Here is an 18,184-nt window from a genome sequence, read left to right as displayed (position 1 = left end):
ACAGCCGCCGTCAGCAGCTTCAGCAGCTTCAGCAGCTGGGGACCTTGCCGCCCTTTTCCAGCGCCCGGAGCGAGGACACCGCGCCCTTCAGCGTGGTGACGGGAACGAGCCGCATCCCCTCGGGAAGCTCGGACTTCGCGTCCGCGCACTCCGCCTGCGGTACGAGGAAGACGGTCGCCCCGTCGCGCCCCGCCGCCTGCGTCTTGAGGGAGACCCCGCCGACCGGGCCGACCTTGCCGTCGCCGGTGATCGTGCCCGTACCCGCGATGGTGCGGCCGCCGGTCAGATCGCCGCCCGAGCCGTCGCCGTCGAGCTTGTCGACAATGCCGAGGGCGAAGAGCAGCCCGGCGCTGGGCCCGCCGATATCGGCGAGCCGGAGGGTGACGTCGACCGACTTCGGATCCTTGTCCAGATAGCCGAGGGCCGCCTGGGTCGCGGAATCCTGCGACTCGACCATGTCGTGGACGTTGCGCTTCTCGATCTCCTTGTCGGAGTCGCCCGACGGATAGACCGCCTCGCGCGGCAGCACCGCCCGGTCCGTACGGAACCAGCCCTCGACCACATCGCCGAAGTCGACGTCGGTGGCCGGGCCGGTCGCCACGATCGTCGTCATCCGGAGCTGGCCCTTGGCCGCCCGGGTGGGCGCCTTCTTCACGGTGATGACCGGCCGGTCCTGGTGGTTGCCGAGCACGTTCACGGTCGACCCGGGCTGCGCCACGGCGTACGGCAGCGGCGCGACACCGACGACGACGAACAGCACGACGATCGGGACGGCACAGAGGGCGAGGACGCTGGGGCGCGAGAGGCGAGAGAACACGGGTGTCAATCTATCTTCCGGACGGAATGCCCGGTCCGGGGCTCCGCCCGGGCACGGGCGGTGGGCACCGGCGCTGTGAAAGTACTGCGAACGTGTGGCGGAGGACCGGCCGGACAGGGCCCGCTCAGCGCAGCGCGTCCGCCACTTCCCGGGCCGCGTCCACGACGCGCGGCCCCACCCGTTCCGGTACGCAGTCCGCGAGCATCACCACCCCCACGCTGCCCTCTATGCCGGTCACCCCGACCAGCGCGGCGGCCGCACCGCTGGCGCCGGCCTCCAGCTCACCGTGGGTGAGGGTGCAGCGCGGCTCGGTGAGAACGGTCTGGCGGGCGGCGAGGATGGCCCGGCCTGCGGCGCCCCGGTCGAGCGGATGGCGGAATCCGGCCCGGTAGGCGACGTGGTAATCGGTCCAGGTCGGCTCGACGACGGCGACGGCCAGGGCCTCCGCTCCGTCGACGAGGGTCAGGTGCGCGGTGGCTCCTATGTCCTCGGCGAGCGAACGCAGGGCAGGCAGGGCCGCTTCCCGTACCAGCGGATGCACCTGGCGGCCCAGGCGCAGCACGCCGAGGCCGACCCTGGCGCGGCCGCCCAGGTCGCGGCGGACCAGGGCGTGCTGTTCGAGGGTCGCGAGCAGCCGGTAGACGACGGTTCTGTTGACACCGAGTTTGTTGGACAGCTCCGTGACGGTCAGACCGTGATCGGTGTCGGCGAGCAGTTTGAGGACACGCAGTCCCCTGTCGAGCGTCTGGGAGGTCTCCGCGGTCACGACGCCCTCTCCTTCGGAGTGAGTGGCGACGGCTCTCTCACGAAACCTGCGGCACCGGTCCCATCGGTTGCACACGGAGAGTCCGTCGGCGGGCCATGGCACACCGGCCGGCTCCGCGGCGGCGCTGCCGCGGAATGGTTGCGTTTCGTGCGGGGACAGTAACCAGGGACACCGCTCAGCGGAAGTCCTCGTCCAGAATCCGGTCAGGCAGGGAGAGTTGATCTCCATTCGCCGTAAATTCGAGGGCAAAATACGACAGAACACAGATCCCGGATGATCAATTAGGGATCAATACGGCATGTGGAGTGGCCGCGGGGAGCGGTGACGGCCGCTGCTGGATGCCCGGAGCGGTCACCCCGTACGAGAATTGCCACGGTGCCTCACGCATATCTCTACGGCTTCACCGCAAGCGGTTTCCGTGCGTCCGGGTACGGGGGGACCCAGGGGCGCGGGCCAACGGGGCGGGGGGACGACGACCGAGGGCCCGAGCCTCCCCCACACGGTTGACCGGGCATACGACATCGGCGTCACCGCATCCGGGTGGCCCACTCCTGCACCTTCGCGATCCGCTCCCGGATCTGCCCGGCCGTCGCCTCGGCGCTCGGCGGCCCGCCGCACACCCGGCGCAGCTCCGTGTGGACCACCCCGTGCGGCTTGCCGCTCTGGTGGACGTACGCGCCGACCATCGTGTTGAGCTGCTTGCGCAGCGCCAGCAGTTCCTTGTGGGAGACCACCGGACGCCGCTCGGCCGGCAGCTCCAGCAGGTCGGCCTCCTCGTCCGGCTTCTTGCGGCTGTGCGCGATCTGCCGGGCCTGCCGCTTCTGGAGCAGCATCTGCACCTGGTCGGGTTCCAGCAGCCCGGGGATGCCGAGGTAGTCCCGCTCCTCCTCGCTGCCCGGGTGCGCCTGCATGCCGAACTCGGCGCCGTCGTACAGCACCCGGTCGAAGACGGCGTCGGACTCCAGGGCCTCGAAGGGCAGCGTGTCCTGCTCCCCGGTGTCCTCGTCCTGTTCCTTCTCGGCCTCCGCCATCTCCTTCTCGGACTCGGCGTACGGGTCCTCGTCGCCGTCCTTCTTCGGCTTGTCGAGCACATGGTCGCGCTCGACCTCCATCTCGCTGGCGAAGCCGAGCAGGCCGGGGATGGTGGGCAGGAAGACGGAGGCGGTCTCGCCGCGGCGCCGGGACCGTACGAAACGGCCCACGGCCTGCGCGAAGAACAGCGGGGTCGAGATGGTCGTGGCGTACACGCCGACGGCGAGGCGCGGCACGTCGACGCCTTCCGACACCATGCGGACCGCGACCATCCAGCGGTCGTCGCTGTCGGTGAAGTCGTCGATCCGCTTCGACGCGCCGCCGTCGTCGGACAGGACGACGGTCGCCTTCGAGCCGGTGATCTCGCGGATGAGCTTGGCGTACGCGCGCGCCGAGTCCTGGTCGCTCGCGATGACCAGACCGCCCGCGTCCGGGATGCCCTTGCGCACCTCGGTGAGCCGCTGGTCGGCGGCGCGCAGCACGTTCGGCATCCAGTCGCCACGTGGGTCGAGCGCGGTGCGCCAGGCCTGCGAGACGGCGTCCTTGGTCATGGGCTCGCCGAGCCGGGCCTCGATCTCGTCCCCCGCCTTGGTGCGCCAGCGCATGTTGCCGCTGTAGCTGAGGAAGATGACGGGCCGGACGACGCCGTCGCCGAGGGCGTTCCCGTATCCGTAGGTGTAGTCGGCGGCCGAGCGGCGGATGCCGTCGTTGCCTTCCTCGTACGCCACGAAGGGGATCGGGTTGGTGTCGGACCGGAACGGCGTACCGGTCAGCGCGAGTCGCCGGGTGGCGGGTTCGAACGCCTCCAGGCAGGCCTCGCCCCAGGACTTGGAGTCGCCCGCGTGGTGGATCTCGTCCAGGATGACCAGCGTCTTGCGCTGCTCGCAGCGGTTGCGGTGCAGCATGGGCCGCACGCCGACACCGGCGTAGGTGACGGCGACGCCGTGGTACTCCTTGCTCACCGGCCCCGCGCTGTAGTCCGGGTCGAGCTTGATGCCGATCCGCGCGGCGGCCTCCGCCCACTGCTTCTTGAGGTGCTCGGTCGGCGCGACGACGGTCACCTGCTGGACGACATGGTGGTGCAGCAGCCAGGAGGCGAGCGTCAGCGCGAAGGTCGTCTTTCCGGCGCCGGGGGTCGCGACGGCGAGGAAGTCACGGGGCTGCACCTCGAGATAGCGGCCGAGGGCACTCTCCTGCCAGGCACGCAGCTTGTTGGCGGTGCCCCAGGGGGCGCGGCCGGGGAAGGCGGGTGAGAGATGGTGGGAGGAGGAGGCTGTAGTAGTCACGGTCTCCGGTTCGGGCGCTCGGGCTGACGGGGCTACGGGCGAGGCACGGGCGGGGGTGCGTATAACAACCGGGCCACCCTACCGGTGGCGCGGGGGCTTCCTCCCACGAAGGGGGCTCCGGGCGGGAAGGTGCGACGGGGGCCACACGCGGATACGCCACCGCTACGTCACCGCTTCTCCTCGCCCCGGTACCCGTACCCGCGTCGCCACCCACACCCCCACCAGCGCCACCACCGCCATCGGCAGGAACACCGCCGCGAAGGCCGCCGGGTGCGAACCTGTGGCGACGGCCGCGGCCCCCGCCGCCTCCGTGGTGGCCGTGGCCGCGTGGCCGCTCATCGCGCCGCCGCCCAGGGCCGCGAAGGCGGCGCCGCCCGCCGCCAGGAGCAGTACGTTCGAGAGCCCGTCGGAGATCTGGAGCGCGGCCGAGTTCGTGCCCGCCTCCTGGGGTGCCGAGAGCTTGAGCAGCAGCACGCTCGTCGAGGCGATCACCGCGCCCATGCCGAGGCAGCCGACGCCCCAGGCGATGCCGACGATCCATACCGGTACGGACGCGATCAGCACGCTCGGCACGGTCGCGATGGCCAGGGCGACCAGCACCATCCCGCCCGCCATCAGCCGCTCGCGGTACGGCTCCGCGCGCGGACGGGACTGTATGTACGAGCCGAGCGCCCAGGTCGCGCCGCCGACCGCGAGCGAGAGCCCGGCCATGGTGGGGGACAGTCCGCGCTCGGTGACGAGCATCAGCGGGACGAAGCTCTCGGCCGCGACGAAGGACCCGGCGGCGACCCCGCGCAGCAGCACCACGGATGGCAGCCCGCGGGCCGCCCGCCAGGTGCCGCCGGGCAGCAGCCCGAGGACGGCCGGTACGAGCAGGGCGGCGCCCGCCACGGCCGGGAGGAGCGAGAGCGGGCGCAGGTCCTGGCCCGCGTACTGGAGCAGCCCCGCACCCACCGAGATCCCGAGGGCGAGCCGGATCCTGCGCCGGTCGAAGGTGGCGGGAGCCGCCGAGGGGTCGGCCGGGCCGGACGCCGTCCGCCGGATCGCGGGCAGCGCGAGCGCCAGCGGCGGGACCACGAGGACGGGGATGCCGATGAAGACCCAGCGCCAGCCCAGCTGTTCGGTGACGGTGCCGGCGGCGAGCGGTCCGACCACGGAGGGGACCACCCAGCTCGCGGCGAACGCGGCCATGATCGCGGGCCGCAGCTTCTCCGCATAGGCGCGGCTGACGACGACGTACAGCGCGACGATGACCAGCCCGCCGCCGAGCCCCTGGACGGCGCGGCCGAGGATGAACAGCCACATCGTGCCGGCGGTACCGGCGAGCAGCAGCCCGGCGCCGAAGGCGCTGATCCCGGTGGCGAGCGGCGCGAGCGGCCCGCTGCGGTCGGCCCACTGGCCGGCGAGCACCATGGCGAACAGGCTGGTGGTGAAGTACGACGAGAAGGCGAACGCGTACAGCGGGATGCCGTCCAACTCCCGCGCGGCCACCGGCATGGCGGTGCCGACGGCCATCGCCTCGAAGGCGATGAGCAGGACGACGGAGACGATGCCGATGCTGAGAGCCCGATGTTCGGGATCCAGCACGCCGCCCCGGCCGACGGCCTCAGCGGGTATCGGTGCGTCGGCTGACGCATCAGACGTGTCGAACGTGTCGGCGGGAGCGACGTCCGCGTCGCCTGGCTCCAGGGCGGTCATGGACTCAGCGTAAGGAACAAACACCCGGTTGGGCCCTGTCGCGAGGCGGAACGGCACTGGTCCCTTGGTCGTACGCCCAGGGCCGACGCGGAACGTTCCCGGCGGAGACGGCCCCGGCGGTGACGGGCCCGGAACGTTCCCGGCTGTGACGGGCCCCGGCCCCTTGACCGGTGGCGGCTCCCGGACCATGAACGGAATGTGGCAGTCGCATTGCAGCCCGAGCGAGAGTCTTGAGCTGCGCGCACCCTTCCGCTTACGGTCGATAACAGCGAAAGACAAGGCCGTGTGCCCGAGTGGTTTAGGGGCTCGCCTGCAAAGCGAGTTACGTGGGTTCGATTCCCGCCACGGCCTCGACGGCCCGCCATGGCCCTCACTGGAGAGCCGAATGCGGCCGCCCCCGCAAACCCGGGGACGGCCGCATTTCGCGTACGAGCCCGGTGAGCCGCGACGGGGCTGGTCCTGGGCCGACTGCTGCGTGAGTTGCAGAACGGATCAGGGCGAAGACAGAAGCTGCTTGGGACTACACGAAAATCGACGAAGCCGACTGACGAAGCCGGCTATGGGGCAACACCGCGCCGAGAACGGACCAGCACCACCGCGACCGCACCGCCGACGAGCAAGGCCGCACCGATTCCCACGCCGATCCAAAGACCGCTATTACCGCTCTCCTCGGACACGGTGGCCTCTGCAGGCTGCTTCGCGTCGCCCCTGCCATCCTTGTCACTCCCGGCGCCGCCTGCGCCCTGTGCCCCCTCGGGAGAAGGCGACGGTGAGGCGGCGGCAGCGAGGTCGGGCAGCGGAAACTCATCGGCGGGACCCGGGTCACCCGGGGTCTTCAGCGCGCGGAGCGGACGTACGGCGCCGTAGCCGATGGAGTCATTGCGCTTCTCGCCGCTCGTAGGCTTACCGATGGTGTTGAGCATGACGCGGAGGACTTGATTGTTGGTCCACTTCGGATGCTTGGACCAGACCAGTGCGGCGGTCGCTGACGCGATGGCGGTGGCGTCACTGGTGCCACTGGTCTTGCACAGGCCTGTCTTTCCCCCACAGGCGTGGACCATCTCTTCGCCGGGCGCCGATATGTCTACCTCTGGCCCGTATCGGGACACATTGGTCCTCTTAAGTTGTTTGTCGATAGCTCCGACACCAATGACACCTGGGGTACTGGCCGGGAATCCCTCCAGATTCCCGGATTCAGCGTTATTTCCAGTCGCGGCGAAGACCAGAGATCCCTTTTCGACAGCGTACTTGACCGCGTCCGTCAGTCTTTTCGATCCCTTGCGTACGCCGAGGGAGATATTAATGACTTTGGCTCCCTCGTCAGCTGCATATCGGATAGCCACAGGCGTCGACTCATTGAACTCCTTGACCTCTGAGTCCTTGTTGGCGCCCCAACCAGAGTCCCGCACCCGGATCGGGAGAATCTTGGCTCCTGGCGCGAGGCCGAACGCGCCGTCTCCCCCACCACTCTTGCCCGTTCCGGCGATGAGCCCGGCCATGCCCGTACCGTGCCCGCTGTAGTCAGAGTGCTCGTCGCCGTCCTCAGCCGGGGCCAAGTCCTTTCCTCTCAGAACCTGGCCCAGAAGGTCGGGGTTTGTATTAGCCACCCCACTGTCGATCACTGCGACAGTCACACCCTTGCCCGTACTGAGCTGCCAGATCTCCTCGGCACCCATGGCATCCAGATACCACTGCTGAGAGCGGATGGAATCCGCGTAGGCAGGCGTCGCCCCACTGCCCGCCAGCGCCAGACCCAATACTGCCAAGACAGTTGTCCGGCCTCGGCCCATCCCGGGGCTACTCCTATCCATCCGTTTTCCCACGCCGCTTCCTTACACGATCAATCGATTACCGGGGGCACGATGCGTCGGCGGTTTTGCTGCCAGGTTTCCTCGTCTTCGACGAGGTAATCCGGCCGCTCACCCTTCGCCTCGTTACCCTCCCCGGAGGTGCCACGACGCACCAGGCCCGAACCTCCAGGAGTGAAGGCACGACCACCGCTGGTTCCAGGCTGCCGCGCACGCCCCCCGACGATGCCACCGGGCTCCCCCGTGAACCGACGCCCCCCGGTCATACCGCTCTGTCCAACTCCGCCCATGCCACCGCCCGCGCCGTGCGCCATCGGTGGGCGACCGTGTATCCCGCTCTCCCCGCCGATCACCGTTCCCCTCGGCAAGGCGCCAGGTCGGCCTGGGCCGGCCTGGACAGGACGGCCACCAACGATTCCCTCGCTCGGCAGGCGCCCAGCGGAGCCGCTAGCAACTCCGCCGGCCCGCCCAGGCAACAACGGCTGACGCGCGCCAGCGCCGGACCGCCCTTCGCCGAACGGGCCCGGCGACGTGCCACCTCCTCCAAGAGATGGTGGAATCATTCCCGGCCAGGTGCCCCCTGGACCGTCATTCCTTCCGACAACTGCTGGGCTGTTGGGCGTCACGGAAGGAGTGGTCGGCGGCTGCTGCGTATCGACGCCGGCAATCTCGGTTGTCGACGTCGGTTCCGGCCGTATCGCCTTGGAGGACGCCCCATCCACGTAGGCCGTGGAAGCCATGGACCGATCAGCCACGCCTCCGCCGCTCATCCCGTGAGCCTGATCGTCGCTTCTGGAGTCGGTCCCACTAGCCCCATCACCGGTGCGGGCCAAATCCTGGAAAGCGTCGTCCTGCTGCTTTCCGCTCGGGACGAACTCGGTCGGTGGCGGCTGGAACGTCGGCAGCTCCAGCTTCGCCATCTGCGTCTGCGACTGCTGGTACGACTGAGCCAGCCTCCGCATCTGGGCCGCCGCCTCCAGGCGGTTCATCTCGGGGAGCGGCTCCAGCGGCGACGCGGGCGTCACAGCAGTGGCGATCGGGCCCTTTTCTCGCGGGATGGCGCTCTGCGCCTCGGTGATCGCTTCAGAGGCCCGCCCCAGCCACTTCGAGGCTTCGTCGCTGTAATCGGCCAACCGGAAGGTCGCACCGGACAAACTCGAGCCCCACTCGACAAACGCCCGGTTGCCCTCGCCCTTCCATTCCACGCGCTCCGGGCGGAACTTGAGCTCCTGCGCGATGGAGCGGATCTCCCCCGCCGCTGCGGCGAGGCTGTCGGCCGCCGCCTGCACCGCTCCGCTCTCCGCCTGGTCCAGCCATGCCAGCATCTGCTTGTGGGACATGCTCTCGAAGGGCGTCGCTCCGCCCCCGCCCTGGTCCTTGCCACCCATTCGGTTCCCCGTTCGTCGCCCGTAGTCCTCAGACCACCACGTCGCTACCTGATGCCTTCAGCGCTCGTCTCGCTGCTTTCGGGCTTCGGTTCCTTGCCTTCCTTGCCCGACTCCGGGTGCTGGGCTGTCGGATCGCGACGCGGGTCGTAGTGCTTCTCCGCGCTCGCGTAGATGGCGCGCATCCGCCTGCGGATGTCGTCGTCCAGCCCCTCGAAGCCATCCTTGGAAGCGACCACCGCGATGCCCATGCCCTCAAGTGAATCCGCCAGCAGCTTCGACAACTGCTTCAGCTGATCGATGACCGTCTCGTACGCGGTGGACAGACCGGCAGCCTCTGCCCACGCGCCATCGCCCCCGCCGAACTGCGCCCGTCCCAGGGGTTCGGCGCCGACCTTCTTCGGGCCGGCGGGCGAACCGTTGAGATTGATGATCAGCTGATCGATGCGCGCCTTGAACTTGATCATCGACTGCGGGTCGTAAAGCGTGGAGGCCAGCACAGGGTTGACCCTGCGCAGGGCTTCCTCGTCGGTCAAGGGTGTTGGCCCCGCTCCACCACCGTCCGCGCTCAGCACAGATGCCTCCCCCGTGTTCTCCAACAACCTCGGTCATTACTCTAGCCAGCGCCACCGACACTCCACACACTAGGCTTGCATGTGCAACAGGGACGACACCAGCGCTAATTGGGGCGGCAGCCGACTGAGACCAGATCGCAAGGTGGCACTGGGCCAGGTAACGGAGCTCGTGCCGGCGAGCGGCCCTCCCGCCAGCAACGGCGCAACCGGCCCGGCAGGATGATGCGGTCAACGGCTACACCCCGGGAACCTCATACATCGTGTCGCCCCGGGCCGGACTGCTGGGGGTTGTAGGGCGGGTTCTGCGGCGGGTATGGCGGCTGCTGCTGGTACGGCGGAGCCGGGGCGAAGGCCGGAACCGGCGGCTGGGGAAGGGCGGTCGCGCGGCGGCGGGAGCGGATGACCGGTACTGCGATGGCCGCGCCGAGAAGCACTGCGGCGCCGATACCGAGACCGATCCAGAGGCCCGTGTTACCGCCGTCGTCCGACGCGGCGACCGCCCCGGACTGCTTGTCGTCGTCCTTCTTGTTGCTCTCGGTACCGCCCGTGGCGGCCTCGGAGCCCTCGGACGAAGGCGACGCCGAGGGTTCCGCCGCAGCCAGGTCGGGCAGCGGGTACTCGCCGGCCGGGCCGGGGTCGCCCGGGGTCTTGAGAGCGATACGAGGGCGGACGGCGCCGTATCCTCCTAGGTCGGTACGAGCCTTACCGCTTTTCGCCTTGCCTGCCGTGTTGATCAGGACGCGGAGCACCTGGTTGTTGGTCCACTTCGGGTTTTTGGACCAGATCAGCGCGGCGCTGGCGGAGGCGAGCGCACTGGCATCGCTCGTACCGTGGCTGTCACATATCTGCGTACCGCCGGGACATGCCGAAACCATGTCCATTCCGGGGGCGGTGAGGTCTACCTGCGGGCCGTGCTGCGACTCCGCCGTCACCTCGGCATTCCTGTCGATTGCCGACACACCCACAACGCCCGGCGTCGCTGCCGGGTACATAGGTGGGTTCCCCTTGTCACCTTCGTTACCGACTGCGGAGAAGACCAGCGAGCCCTTGTCATGGGCGTACTTGACAGCCTCGGTGACATTTTCCGCTGTCTCTGTTGATCCCTGCGAGATGTTGATGACCTTTGCGTTTTTATCGGCCGCGTGCCGGATCGCCCTGCTGAGCGACTCTGTCCACAAAGGGACATTGATCGCCAGCTTCGTCCCTTCGTTCACCTTGGGCAACCTGATAGGGAGAATCTTCGCCCCAGGTGCGAGGCCAAATGCCCCCTGCCCGCCAGGCCGCTTGCCTGTTCCCGCGACCAGGACGGCCATCTGCGAGCCATGTCCCTCGTAATCCGAGTACTCATCGCCCGGTTCCTTCGAGAGGTTGAGTCCGGGCAGGACCTGCCCCGCCAGATCCGGCAGGCTCTTGTCCACGCCCGTGTCGATGACCGCGACGGTGACGCCCTTACCCGTGCTCGTACGCCACATCTCATCGGCTTTCATGGCATCGAGATGCCATTGCTCCTCGCGAATCGTCTCGGCGTGGGCCGGTGTTGCGGCAATGCCCACCAGCAGCGTCCCCAGGACTGCGGACACCGCCCGCGCATTCCTCACTGCTCGACGGCTGCTGGTGTGCATCTGATTCCTCTTGCCGAATGCGTGCAGGGTCATTAGTCGATGACGGGCGGAACAATGCGGCGGCTGCCTTGCTGCCAGGTCTCTTCGTCCTCGACCAGATAGTCCGGACGCTCGCCGTTCTCCCGTTCCTCACGAGATCGGGGGCGACGTGGGCCGGGCGGAATCGCGCCGGAACGCCCATTACGGGTGTCACCATCTGCCGGTGCCTTACGAACGAGACCGGACCCTCCCGGGGTGAAGGGCTTCCCCGAGGCTCCCTGCTGGCGAGGCTTGCCCCCGACAACGCCCCCGGACTCCGAGGCGAGCCGACGTCCCGCGGCCATTCCTCCCTGGCCGATCCCCGCGCCGGGGCCGTGGGGCATGCCCATGCCTGCTCGGCCCTGGCCGTAGCCACGGCCTTGGCCTGTCTCTCCCCCGATGACCGTGCCGCGAGGGATTCCGCCGGTCGGACGGCCCGAGTTCTGCGGAACGGGCCGACCGCCCACGATGCCGTTCTGCTGCGGCATCCGCCCTGGCGGAACGGTGCTTGCGGAACCCTGCCCAGGCAGCAACGGACCACGGATGCCGGTACCCGTTCGTCCGCCGGTCGGGCCGGAATTCGGCGGAGTGACGCCCCCGCCGAACGCGGGCGGGATCACGCCGGGCAGCGGCGGAGAACCGAGTCCGTCAGGCTTGCCGCCTACCGGCGCAGTGCTCTGTATCGGAGACTGTGAAGTGGGCGTCTGAGGCAGCGTCGTCGCTCCGTCGATCTCCATGTCGACCGGACGGTCCGGCACCACCGTGGAGGGCGGCGTCACCCGCGAAACGCTCTCCAACGGCAGGGAACCATTCTGGATCGACGAAGACGAATCCGACGCCGAAGACGAGTACGAATGGGCCGACGACTCACCGCTGCTTCCGCCTTCGGTGACCGAACCACCGCCCCGTCGGCTCGAGTTGCTCAGCGACCGTGCGGGCGGCGGCATGAACTGCCCCGGCGGCGGCGGAAACATCGGCGGCTGCAAAGACATGATCTGGTCGCCCGAGCCGGTGTACGTCTGCGCCAGCCGTCTCATCTGGTCGGCCGCTTCGAGTCGGGCGGACTCCATCCCCGCCAGAGCGGTGCTCTCTTGGTTGCGGTACTTGGACAGGTCCTTGGGAGCGCCCGGATCGTTCTGGGCGGCCTTCAGAGTGCTTCGCGCTTCCTTGGCCTGCGTTTCGAGCGCTGTCGGCCTCCCCGGGACGCCGCCGTCCTTGGCATAGGCGATGGCGGTGGCCACCTCGGCCAGCGACGAAGAGGCCTGCTTGCTGTACTTGGCGAGTTCGAGGGTGGCCATGGCCGCCTGGTGACACCAGTTACGGAATGCCTCGCCGCCCTCCCCGTCCCACACGACGCGGGTCGCGTGCCCCTTGAGGCCCATACCGATCTCATCGATCTTCGACGAGGCATCGGACAGCTTTTTCGCAAGCCTCGAAGCCGACTCGCTGCTGGCTCCGTCGAGCATGTCCAGCAGTTCCTGATGGGTCTTGGACTCGAAGTCGGTCTGCTCGAGTCCCGGTGTCTTGTGGCTCGACTTCGGCTGGTCAGCCATGTCTCATCCCCACTCCCACTGCTCCCCCGTTCGCCCCCATCAGAATCCCTGCTTCCCGTCATCGGGCCGCGCGCCGCCGTCGCCCTGTTGCGCGCCGGCCTGCTGAGCCTGCTCCTGCTGATACGCCCTGGACTCCTGCCCAAGCCGCCGCATACGCTGCCGAATGTCCTCGTCAATCGACTCGTAGCCGGTGCGGGACGCCTGAACTGCGATGCTCAAGCCCTCCATCTGCATGGCGAGCATCTTGGAGAGCCTCTCCAACTCGTCATGGACGATGGTGTACGCGCCGTACAGGTACGCGCTCTCCTTGAGGGCCGGCGTACCGAGGTGGCTCTGCAGCAGTCGATCGCCGGAGACCTTGTCGGGCGACGCCTCGGATTCCTCAAGCTCGACGAGCAGTTCGTCGACCTTCGTCTTGAACTGCCCCATCGTTTCGAATTCCGCGGCTATCTTCTGCGCGGCCATCACGCCACCCGCGAACGGAATCATCGCCAATGCCGCGAATGTCCCCGCCGTCGCTGCCCCGTTGTCCTCCGGCACCGCTGCCTCCCCCGTTGAAACAAAGCTGCGGAGGCCAGCTTAGCCAGCGCCAGTGACACTCCGCTCCCCCGAGGCTCCCATGTGCAACGCGGATCACATCACTGCGATTTGGGCGCTGCCCGGCTACGACAGCCCGGCCGCGAGAGCCCGCTACGAAACCGCCGCGCACGGGAGCCTGCTACGAAGGAGAGACCGCCACCGCCGCCTGCGGCCTGATCGGAAGTCGGCTCACCGGGCGGCCCGTTGCCGCGCGGACCGCTGAGGCGACCGCTGCCGGGGCCGTGACCACCGGGGCCGCGCTGGCCGGTTTGGCGCCGAAGGGGGCCACCACGTCGCGTTCTTCGATCAGTTTGACGATGCGGACGTCCGGGGCGTCCAGGGAGGTCGGGAGCGCGTAGCCGGTGAGGTCGGGGCGGCGGACCAGGCCGCGGGTGGTGCGGAGGTTTTCCGTCAGGGCCGTGCCGATGCCCTGGGTGACGCCCGCTTCGATACGGGTGGCCAGCTGGGCCGGGTTGAGGATGCGGCCCACGTCCTGGGCCACCGCCATCTCCACCACCCGGATCGAGCCCAGTTCGATGTCGACGTCCACGACCGCGCGAATCGCGCAGAAGGCCATGCCCACGAAGGCGTCGCCCTGGCCCGACTCGTCCAGCGGCTCGGTGGGGTGGGGGCGGCACTGGGCGGTGGCCCAGAGCTCCTTGCCGTCCATCGCCTCCGTGACCGTGGTGGACAGCACCCCGTCGTACGAGGTGATCTTGCCGTCCGTGATCTGGAGCAGCTCGGTGGACATCCCGAACTTGTGGGCCAGCGGCTGGAGCAGCTGCGTACGGACCATCTTCGCCGCCCGCTCGACCGCGCCGCCCGAGACCCAGGTGTGCCGGCCGTGGGCCGCCGGGCCCGCCGGGGGCTGGTCAGTGTCGACCGAGGCGACATGGACCTCTTCGATGCCCAGGGTCTCCTGCACGATCTGCCGGGCGAGGGTGGAGAAGCCCTGGCCGGTCTCGACGGCCGCGCAGATGACCGTGGCCACGCCGTCGTGGACCTTGACGGTGGCCGTGGAGACCTCGTCCGCGCCCTCGGCGCCGAGCATGTGGACCATGCCGATGCCGTAGCCGACGCCTCGGCGTACCGCGCCCGGTTCGCCCGCGCCCTCCGGGCCGCCGGGCAGCAGCCAGGCCGCCTCCGGGGTGTCCTTCGGGAGGGCGGGCAGCGGGAAGTCGCGTACGGCCTGGAGCAGTTCGGCCACCGGGGCCGGGCAGGTGACCGTCTGGCCGGTGGGGAGGATGTCGCCGGTGGCGAGGACGTTACGGAGGCGGAGTTCGGCCGGGTCGAGGCCGAGTTTGGCGGCCAGCTTGTCCATCTGGCCCTCGTAGGCCGCGCACACCTGCATCGCGCCCTCGCCCCGGACATGGCCGGACGGCGGGTTGTTGGTGCGTACGGCCCAGCCTTCGATGAAGGCGTGCGGGACGACGTACGGGCCGCAGGCGAAGGACACCGCGGCCGCGAGGGACTCCGACGAGGAGTCCGCGTACGCGCCCGCGTCCAGCAGGATCTGTGCCTCGACCTTGACCAGCCGGCCCTCGGCGTCCGCGTGGTGGCGGTAACGCAGCAGGGTCGGGTGGCGGTGGGCGTGGCCGAGGAAGGACTCCTCGCGGGTGGCGGCCAGTTTGACCGGGCAGCCGGTGCGCAGGGCGAGCAGGCCGAGCGGGATCTGGAAGCCCGGGTCCTCGCGGTCGCCGGTGGCTCCGGGGACGCCGGTGACGACGACCTTGACCCGTTCCGGGTCCAGGCCGAAGCAGGCGGCGGCCAGGTCGCGGTCGGTGTGCGGGTCGGTGGACGCGGTGTAGAACTCGACGCCGCCGTCGGGTCTGGGCACGGCGAGGCCGGCCTCGGCGCCGATCGGGGCGGGGTCCTGGCGGCCGATGCGGTAGAGCCCCTCCACGATGACCTCGCCGTTGACCGCCGAGTCGCCGTAGCGCAGCGGGATGTGGCGGATCAGATTGCCGTCGGGGTGCAGCGGCTCGGCGGCGAAGGCCTTCTCGGGGTCCGTGACCGGGTCGAGTACTTCGTACTCGACGGCGATCGCGGCGGCGGCGAGCCGGGCCGTGTCGGGATGGTCGGCGGCGACCGCGGCGATGGCCTCGCCGTGGTGGCGTACGACCTCCGAGGCGAAGACGGGCCGGTCGACGACCCGCCTGCCGTACGAGGGGTCTCCCTGGACGTCCTCGTGCGTGACGACGGCGCGTACGCCGGGCATCGCCGCGGCGGCCTCGGTGTCGATCGAGACGATACGGGCGTGCGGGTGCGGGGAGCGCAGGATCGCCGCCCACAGCAGTCCCTCGGCCCACAGGTCGGCGGCGTACGGGAACGTGCCCTCGGTCTTCGCGCGCGCGTCGGCCGGGGAGAGTGATGCGCCGAGCCCGTGCGCGGGCGGCTCCTGCTGGGGGCCGTCGAGCGTCGGGGTCTCGGTGGCCGCGTCGTTGCTCACGCCATGCCTCCGTCGGGCGAGTGCGGGGGCTGGGCGCTGCCGGCCCCTGGGGGTGCCTGGTGCGGGATTCGGGCTTCTTCGGAGGCCGCGGCCGCGGCCTCCGCGCTCGCCGTGCGTTCGGTGACGACTTCGCTCACCGCGTCGAGTACGCCGCGGTAACCGGAGCAGCGGCAGAGGTTGCCGCAGAGTGCCTGGCGGGTCTCCAGCTCGCTGGGGGCGTGGTTGCCCTCCAGGAGGTCGTGGACGGTCATGGCCATGCCGGGGATGCAGAAACCGCACTGCACCGCCCCGCACTTGGCCAGCGCCCGCTGGACGTCGGAGGGTTCGCCGTCGGCGGCCAGCCCCTCGACCGTGCGGACCTCGGAGCCGGCCGCGGTGGCGGCGGGCACGAGGCAGGAGGCGACGAGCCGGCCGTCGACCTGGACGTTGCAGGCGCCGCATTCACCCTGCGAGCAGCCGTCCTTGGCGCCGGCGAGGCCGAGGCGCTCGCGCAGTACGTACAGGAGCGACTCCCCGATCCAGGCGTCGGTAACGGGGCGGTCGGCGCCGTTGACGCGCAGGACGTAGGAGCCGGAGGGGTGTTCGGCGCTGTCGCTGCTGGTGGAGAGGGGCTCCTCCGCCGGATCCGGTGCCTGCCCGGGATCCGGCTGCGCGTCCGACTGCGGATCGGCCAGGGATTCCGCCGCGTGCTCCGCTTCCGGTACGGCTCCGGGAACGCCCTCAGGGGCGTGTCCCGTCCCGCCTTCCGGCGCCGTCCCCGGCAAGCCGGCCAGATCGGGCCCGATGCCCTGCTCAGGCCCTCCCGTCACCGGGCCCGGCCCGTACTCCGGCGCCTCGGTGAGGCCGTTGGCGGCGTGGTGGACGCCGTTGGCGGCATCGACGGCGCCCTGTACGCCCTCCATGCCCTCCGGGCCGGCAGCGCCGTCCCGGACAGCCGGTTCCGACAGAGCCGCCCACGGCGCGGCGGCGCCGCCCGGGAGCGTCGTGGGCGGGCTGCCGCCGTTCCACTGGGATGCCAGCATCGATGTGCTGAACTCACCCGATTCGTCCGGCAGATCCCCCTGGGCGACCGGGATCGTCCAATGGCCGGTCAGCTCCGAGGGGTCCCCGGTGCCCGAGGCGGGCCCGGCGCCCCCGGCCGTACCGTCACCGCCGTCGGTGAAGTTCCACTGCCCGCTGTGCCCCGGCGCCTGCGGTTCGTAGCCGCTCGGCAGGTGCGGCTCCGGCCATCGCACACCGTTCGCCCCGGCGTCCGGATGCTGCGGGGCCCAGCCGCCCGGCATCGACGGATCGACCGCCGCCGGGTCTCCCGGCGGCGGTGCCTGCGACATGATCTGCGGCGGTACGTATCCGTGCCCCGGCGCGGCCAGTGGCGCGTCGAAGACATCCTCCGGGGGCAGTTGCACGAAGGCGGTCGCCTCCGCGTCGTACTCCCCGCCCTGCGGGATCGGCTGCCAGGCGCCCTGACCCTCGGGGCCCGGCCCCTGGCCGGAGCCCGAGCCGGAATTCTCATTGGTGGTCACGACAGCGCCCTCCCCAGTGCTCGTCGGGCCAGCGCGGCGACGGTGCGCCGCAGGTGCAGTACGGCGGCCGACGGCGGGGGTGCCTCTCCCCCGTCGGCCGGCGGCGCCGGATCCGGGATGCAGGCGGCGGCCACGTACTCGCCGAAGGCGGCGAGCGCCTCCTGCGCGAGGCCCCGCGCGCCGTCCCAGTCGATGAGTGAGGCGATCCAGCGCTCGGCTTCCAAAGGACGCAGCGGCATGGGCGCGATCGCGCCGACCGCGCAGCGCACGCCGCGCCGCGCCGGGTCGAGCACGACGGCGACGGACGCGGTGGCGCGGCCGGGACCGGTCCGTCCGGTCGCCTTGAGGAAGACCTGCGGTGCGTGCAGCAGAGGCACCCGTACGAAGCCGATCAGCTCGGCGGGCTCCAGCATCTCCCGGCCGGCCAGCAGGTGCGAGACGGGGAGCTCACGGCGCGCGCCGCCGGGGCCCGCGACCACCAGGTCGGCCTCCAGGGCGGCCAGTACGGGCAGCGCGTCGCCGGTCGGCGCCGCGGTGGCGATATTGCCGCCGAGCGTGCCCGCGTTGCGGATCTGGGGCGGTCCCGCCGCACGCGCGGACGCGGCGAGTGCGGGGATGAGGGCCGCGAAGTCGGGCCTGCCCATGCGCGCGTGGGTGAGACCGGCGCCGAGCACGGCGTGACCGTCCTGGTAATGCCAGCCGCGCAGTTCGCTGATCCGGCCGAGGCCGACGAGGCCCGCGGGCCGCAGCAGGCCCTTGTTGACGGCCGCCATCAGATCGGTGCCACCCGCGACGGGCACGGCGGCAGGCATCGCGGTGAGCGCCGCCACGGCCTCGTCGAGCGAGGCCGGCAGCGTCACGGACTGCGCCGTCTGCGGTGCGTGCGTGGTCAACCCAGCTGCCCCTTTCCGGTGTCCCGGTGTCCCGCCTGTGTTGCCGTACCGTACGTGCTCACAGCCCGGACGAGGCAACTCTGGCACATCTTCCGAGCCGTCCGGCGCGAGGGTCCACGAAGGACGGATCCGTCCCCGAGCTGGGGGTAGGTCCGCTTTCGCACCTCTTCGCCGTCACAT

13 protein-coding genes and 1 tRNA gene are annotated in these 18,184 nt (G+C 70.3%); 1 reads left to right on the top strand and 13 read right to left on the bottom strand.

Annotated elements, in window-relative coordinates; genetic code table 11:
- Positions 1 to 28 precede the first annotated feature (28 nt).
- From ACIQD6_RS22970 to ACIQD6_RS22955, 4 genes are all read right to left on the bottom strand, one after another.
- The gene (locus tag ACIQD6_RS22970) at positions 29 to 817 is read right to left on the bottom strand and encodes a S16 family serine protease (protein WP_401885102.1); all 789 of its coding nucleotides are present in this window, start codon (positions 815 to 817) and stop codon (positions 29 to 31) included.
- 124 nt (positions 818 to 941) lie between these two features.
- Complete coding sequence (locus ACIQD6_RS22965; protein ID WP_401885101.1) at positions 942 to 1,583, bottom strand: IclR family transcriptional regulator; 642 nt, start codon at positions 1,581 to 1,583, stop codon at positions 942 to 944.
- Positions 1,584 to 2,110: 527 nt separating this feature from the next.
- Positions 2,111 to 3,901, bottom strand: coding sequence for a DEAD/DEAH box helicase (locus ACIQD6_RS22960; RefSeq protein ID WP_401885099.1), 1,791 nt, complete (start codon positions 3,899 to 3,901; stop codon positions 2,111 to 2,113).
- 162 nt (positions 3,902 to 4,063) lie between these two features.
- A complete protein-coding gene (locus ACIQD6_RS22955) occupies positions 4,064 to 5,599 on the bottom strand; it encodes an MFS transporter (RefSeq protein WP_401885097.1) in 1,536 nt (511 codons plus the stop codon).
- A gap of 279 nt (positions 5,600 to 5,878) precedes the next feature.
- On the opposite strand from ACIQD6_RS22955, the gene ACIQD6_RS22950 reads away from it, so the two are divergent.
- Positions 5,879 to 5,950 (top strand) — tRNA-Cys (locus ACIQD6_RS22950).
- Positions 5,951 to 6,156: 206 nt separating this feature from the next.
- On the opposite strand, the gene mycP (ACIQD6_RS22945) is transcribed toward ACIQD6_RS22950, so the two are convergent.
- The 9 genes from mycP (ACIQD6_RS22945) to ACIQD6_RS22905 all read right to left on the bottom strand — a co-directional run bounded on the left by mycP (ACIQD6_RS22945) (position 6,157) and on the right by ACIQD6_RS22905 (position 18,004).
- Positions 6,157 to 7,275 (bottom strand): type VII secretion-associated serine protease mycosin, encoded by a 1,119-nt coding sequence (gene mycP / locus ACIQD6_RS22945; protein WP_401885095.1) that lies wholly within the window; start codon positions 7,273 to 7,275, stop codon positions 6,157 to 6,159.
- A gap of 164 nt (positions 7,276 to 7,439) precedes the next feature.
- The gene (locus ACIQD6_RS22940) at positions 7,440 to 8,795 is read right to left on the bottom strand and encodes a hypothetical protein (protein ID WP_401885094.1); all 1,356 of its coding nucleotides are present in this window, start codon (positions 8,793 to 8,795) and stop codon (positions 7,440 to 7,442) included.
- Between the two features lie 44 nt (positions 8,796 to 8,839).
- A complete protein-coding gene (locus ACIQD6_RS22935; protein ID WP_401885093.1) occupies positions 8,840 to 9,328 on the bottom strand; it encodes a hypothetical protein in 489 nt (162 codons plus the stop codon).
- Between the two features lie 290 nt (positions 9,329 to 9,618).
- Positions 9,619 to 10,989, bottom strand: coding sequence for a type VII secretion-associated serine protease mycosin (mycP, locus tag ACIQD6_RS22930; protein WP_401885090.1), 1,371 nt, complete (start codon positions 10,987 to 10,989; stop codon positions 9,619 to 9,621).
- Positions 10,990 to 11,021: 32 nt separating this feature from the next.
- Positions 11,022 to 12,560: a hypothetical protein gene (locus ACIQD6_RS22925; RefSeq protein WP_401885087.1), complete on the bottom strand. Its 1,539-nt coding sequence runs from the start codon at positions 12,558 to 12,560 to the stop codon at positions 11,022 to 11,024.
- Positions 12,561 to 12,599: 39 nt separating this feature from the next.
- Complete coding sequence (locus tag ACIQD6_RS22920) at positions 12,600 to 13,100, bottom strand: hypothetical protein (protein WP_401885086.1); 501 nt, start codon at positions 13,098 to 13,100, stop codon at positions 12,600 to 12,602.
- Positions 13,101 to 13,278: 178 nt separating this feature from the next.
- A complete protein-coding gene (locus tag ACIQD6_RS22915) occupies positions 13,279 to 15,588 on the bottom strand; it encodes a xanthine dehydrogenase family protein molybdopterin-binding subunit (protein ID WP_401885083.1) in 2,310 nt (769 codons plus the stop codon).
- Positions 15,585 to 17,111, bottom strand: a complete 1,527-nt coding sequence (locus ACIQD6_RS22910; protein ID WP_401885081.1) for a 2Fe-2S iron-sulfur cluster-binding protein — start codon at positions 17,109 to 17,111, stop codon at positions 15,585 to 15,587. Before ACIQD6_RS22910 ends, ACIQD6_RS22915 begins: the two co-directional genes overlap by 4 nt.
- Positions 17,108 to 18,004 (bottom strand): FAD binding domain-containing protein, encoded by an 897-nt coding sequence (locus ACIQD6_RS22905; protein ID WP_401885078.1) that lies wholly within the window; start codon positions 18,002 to 18,004, stop codon positions 17,108 to 17,110. The genes ACIQD6_RS22910 and ACIQD6_RS22905 overlap by 4 nt, the downstream gene beginning before the upstream one ends.
- Positions 18,005 to 18,184 lie beyond the last annotated feature (180 nt).

The organism is Streptomyces sp. NPDC088400 (assembly GCF_044753355.1).
Taxonomy (GTDB): domain Bacteria; phylum Actinomycetota; class Actinomycetes; order Streptomycetales; family Streptomycetaceae; genus Streptomyces.
Note: the sequence above shows the minus strand (reverse complement) of the source record. Positions and strands in the feature narration are given on the sequence as shown.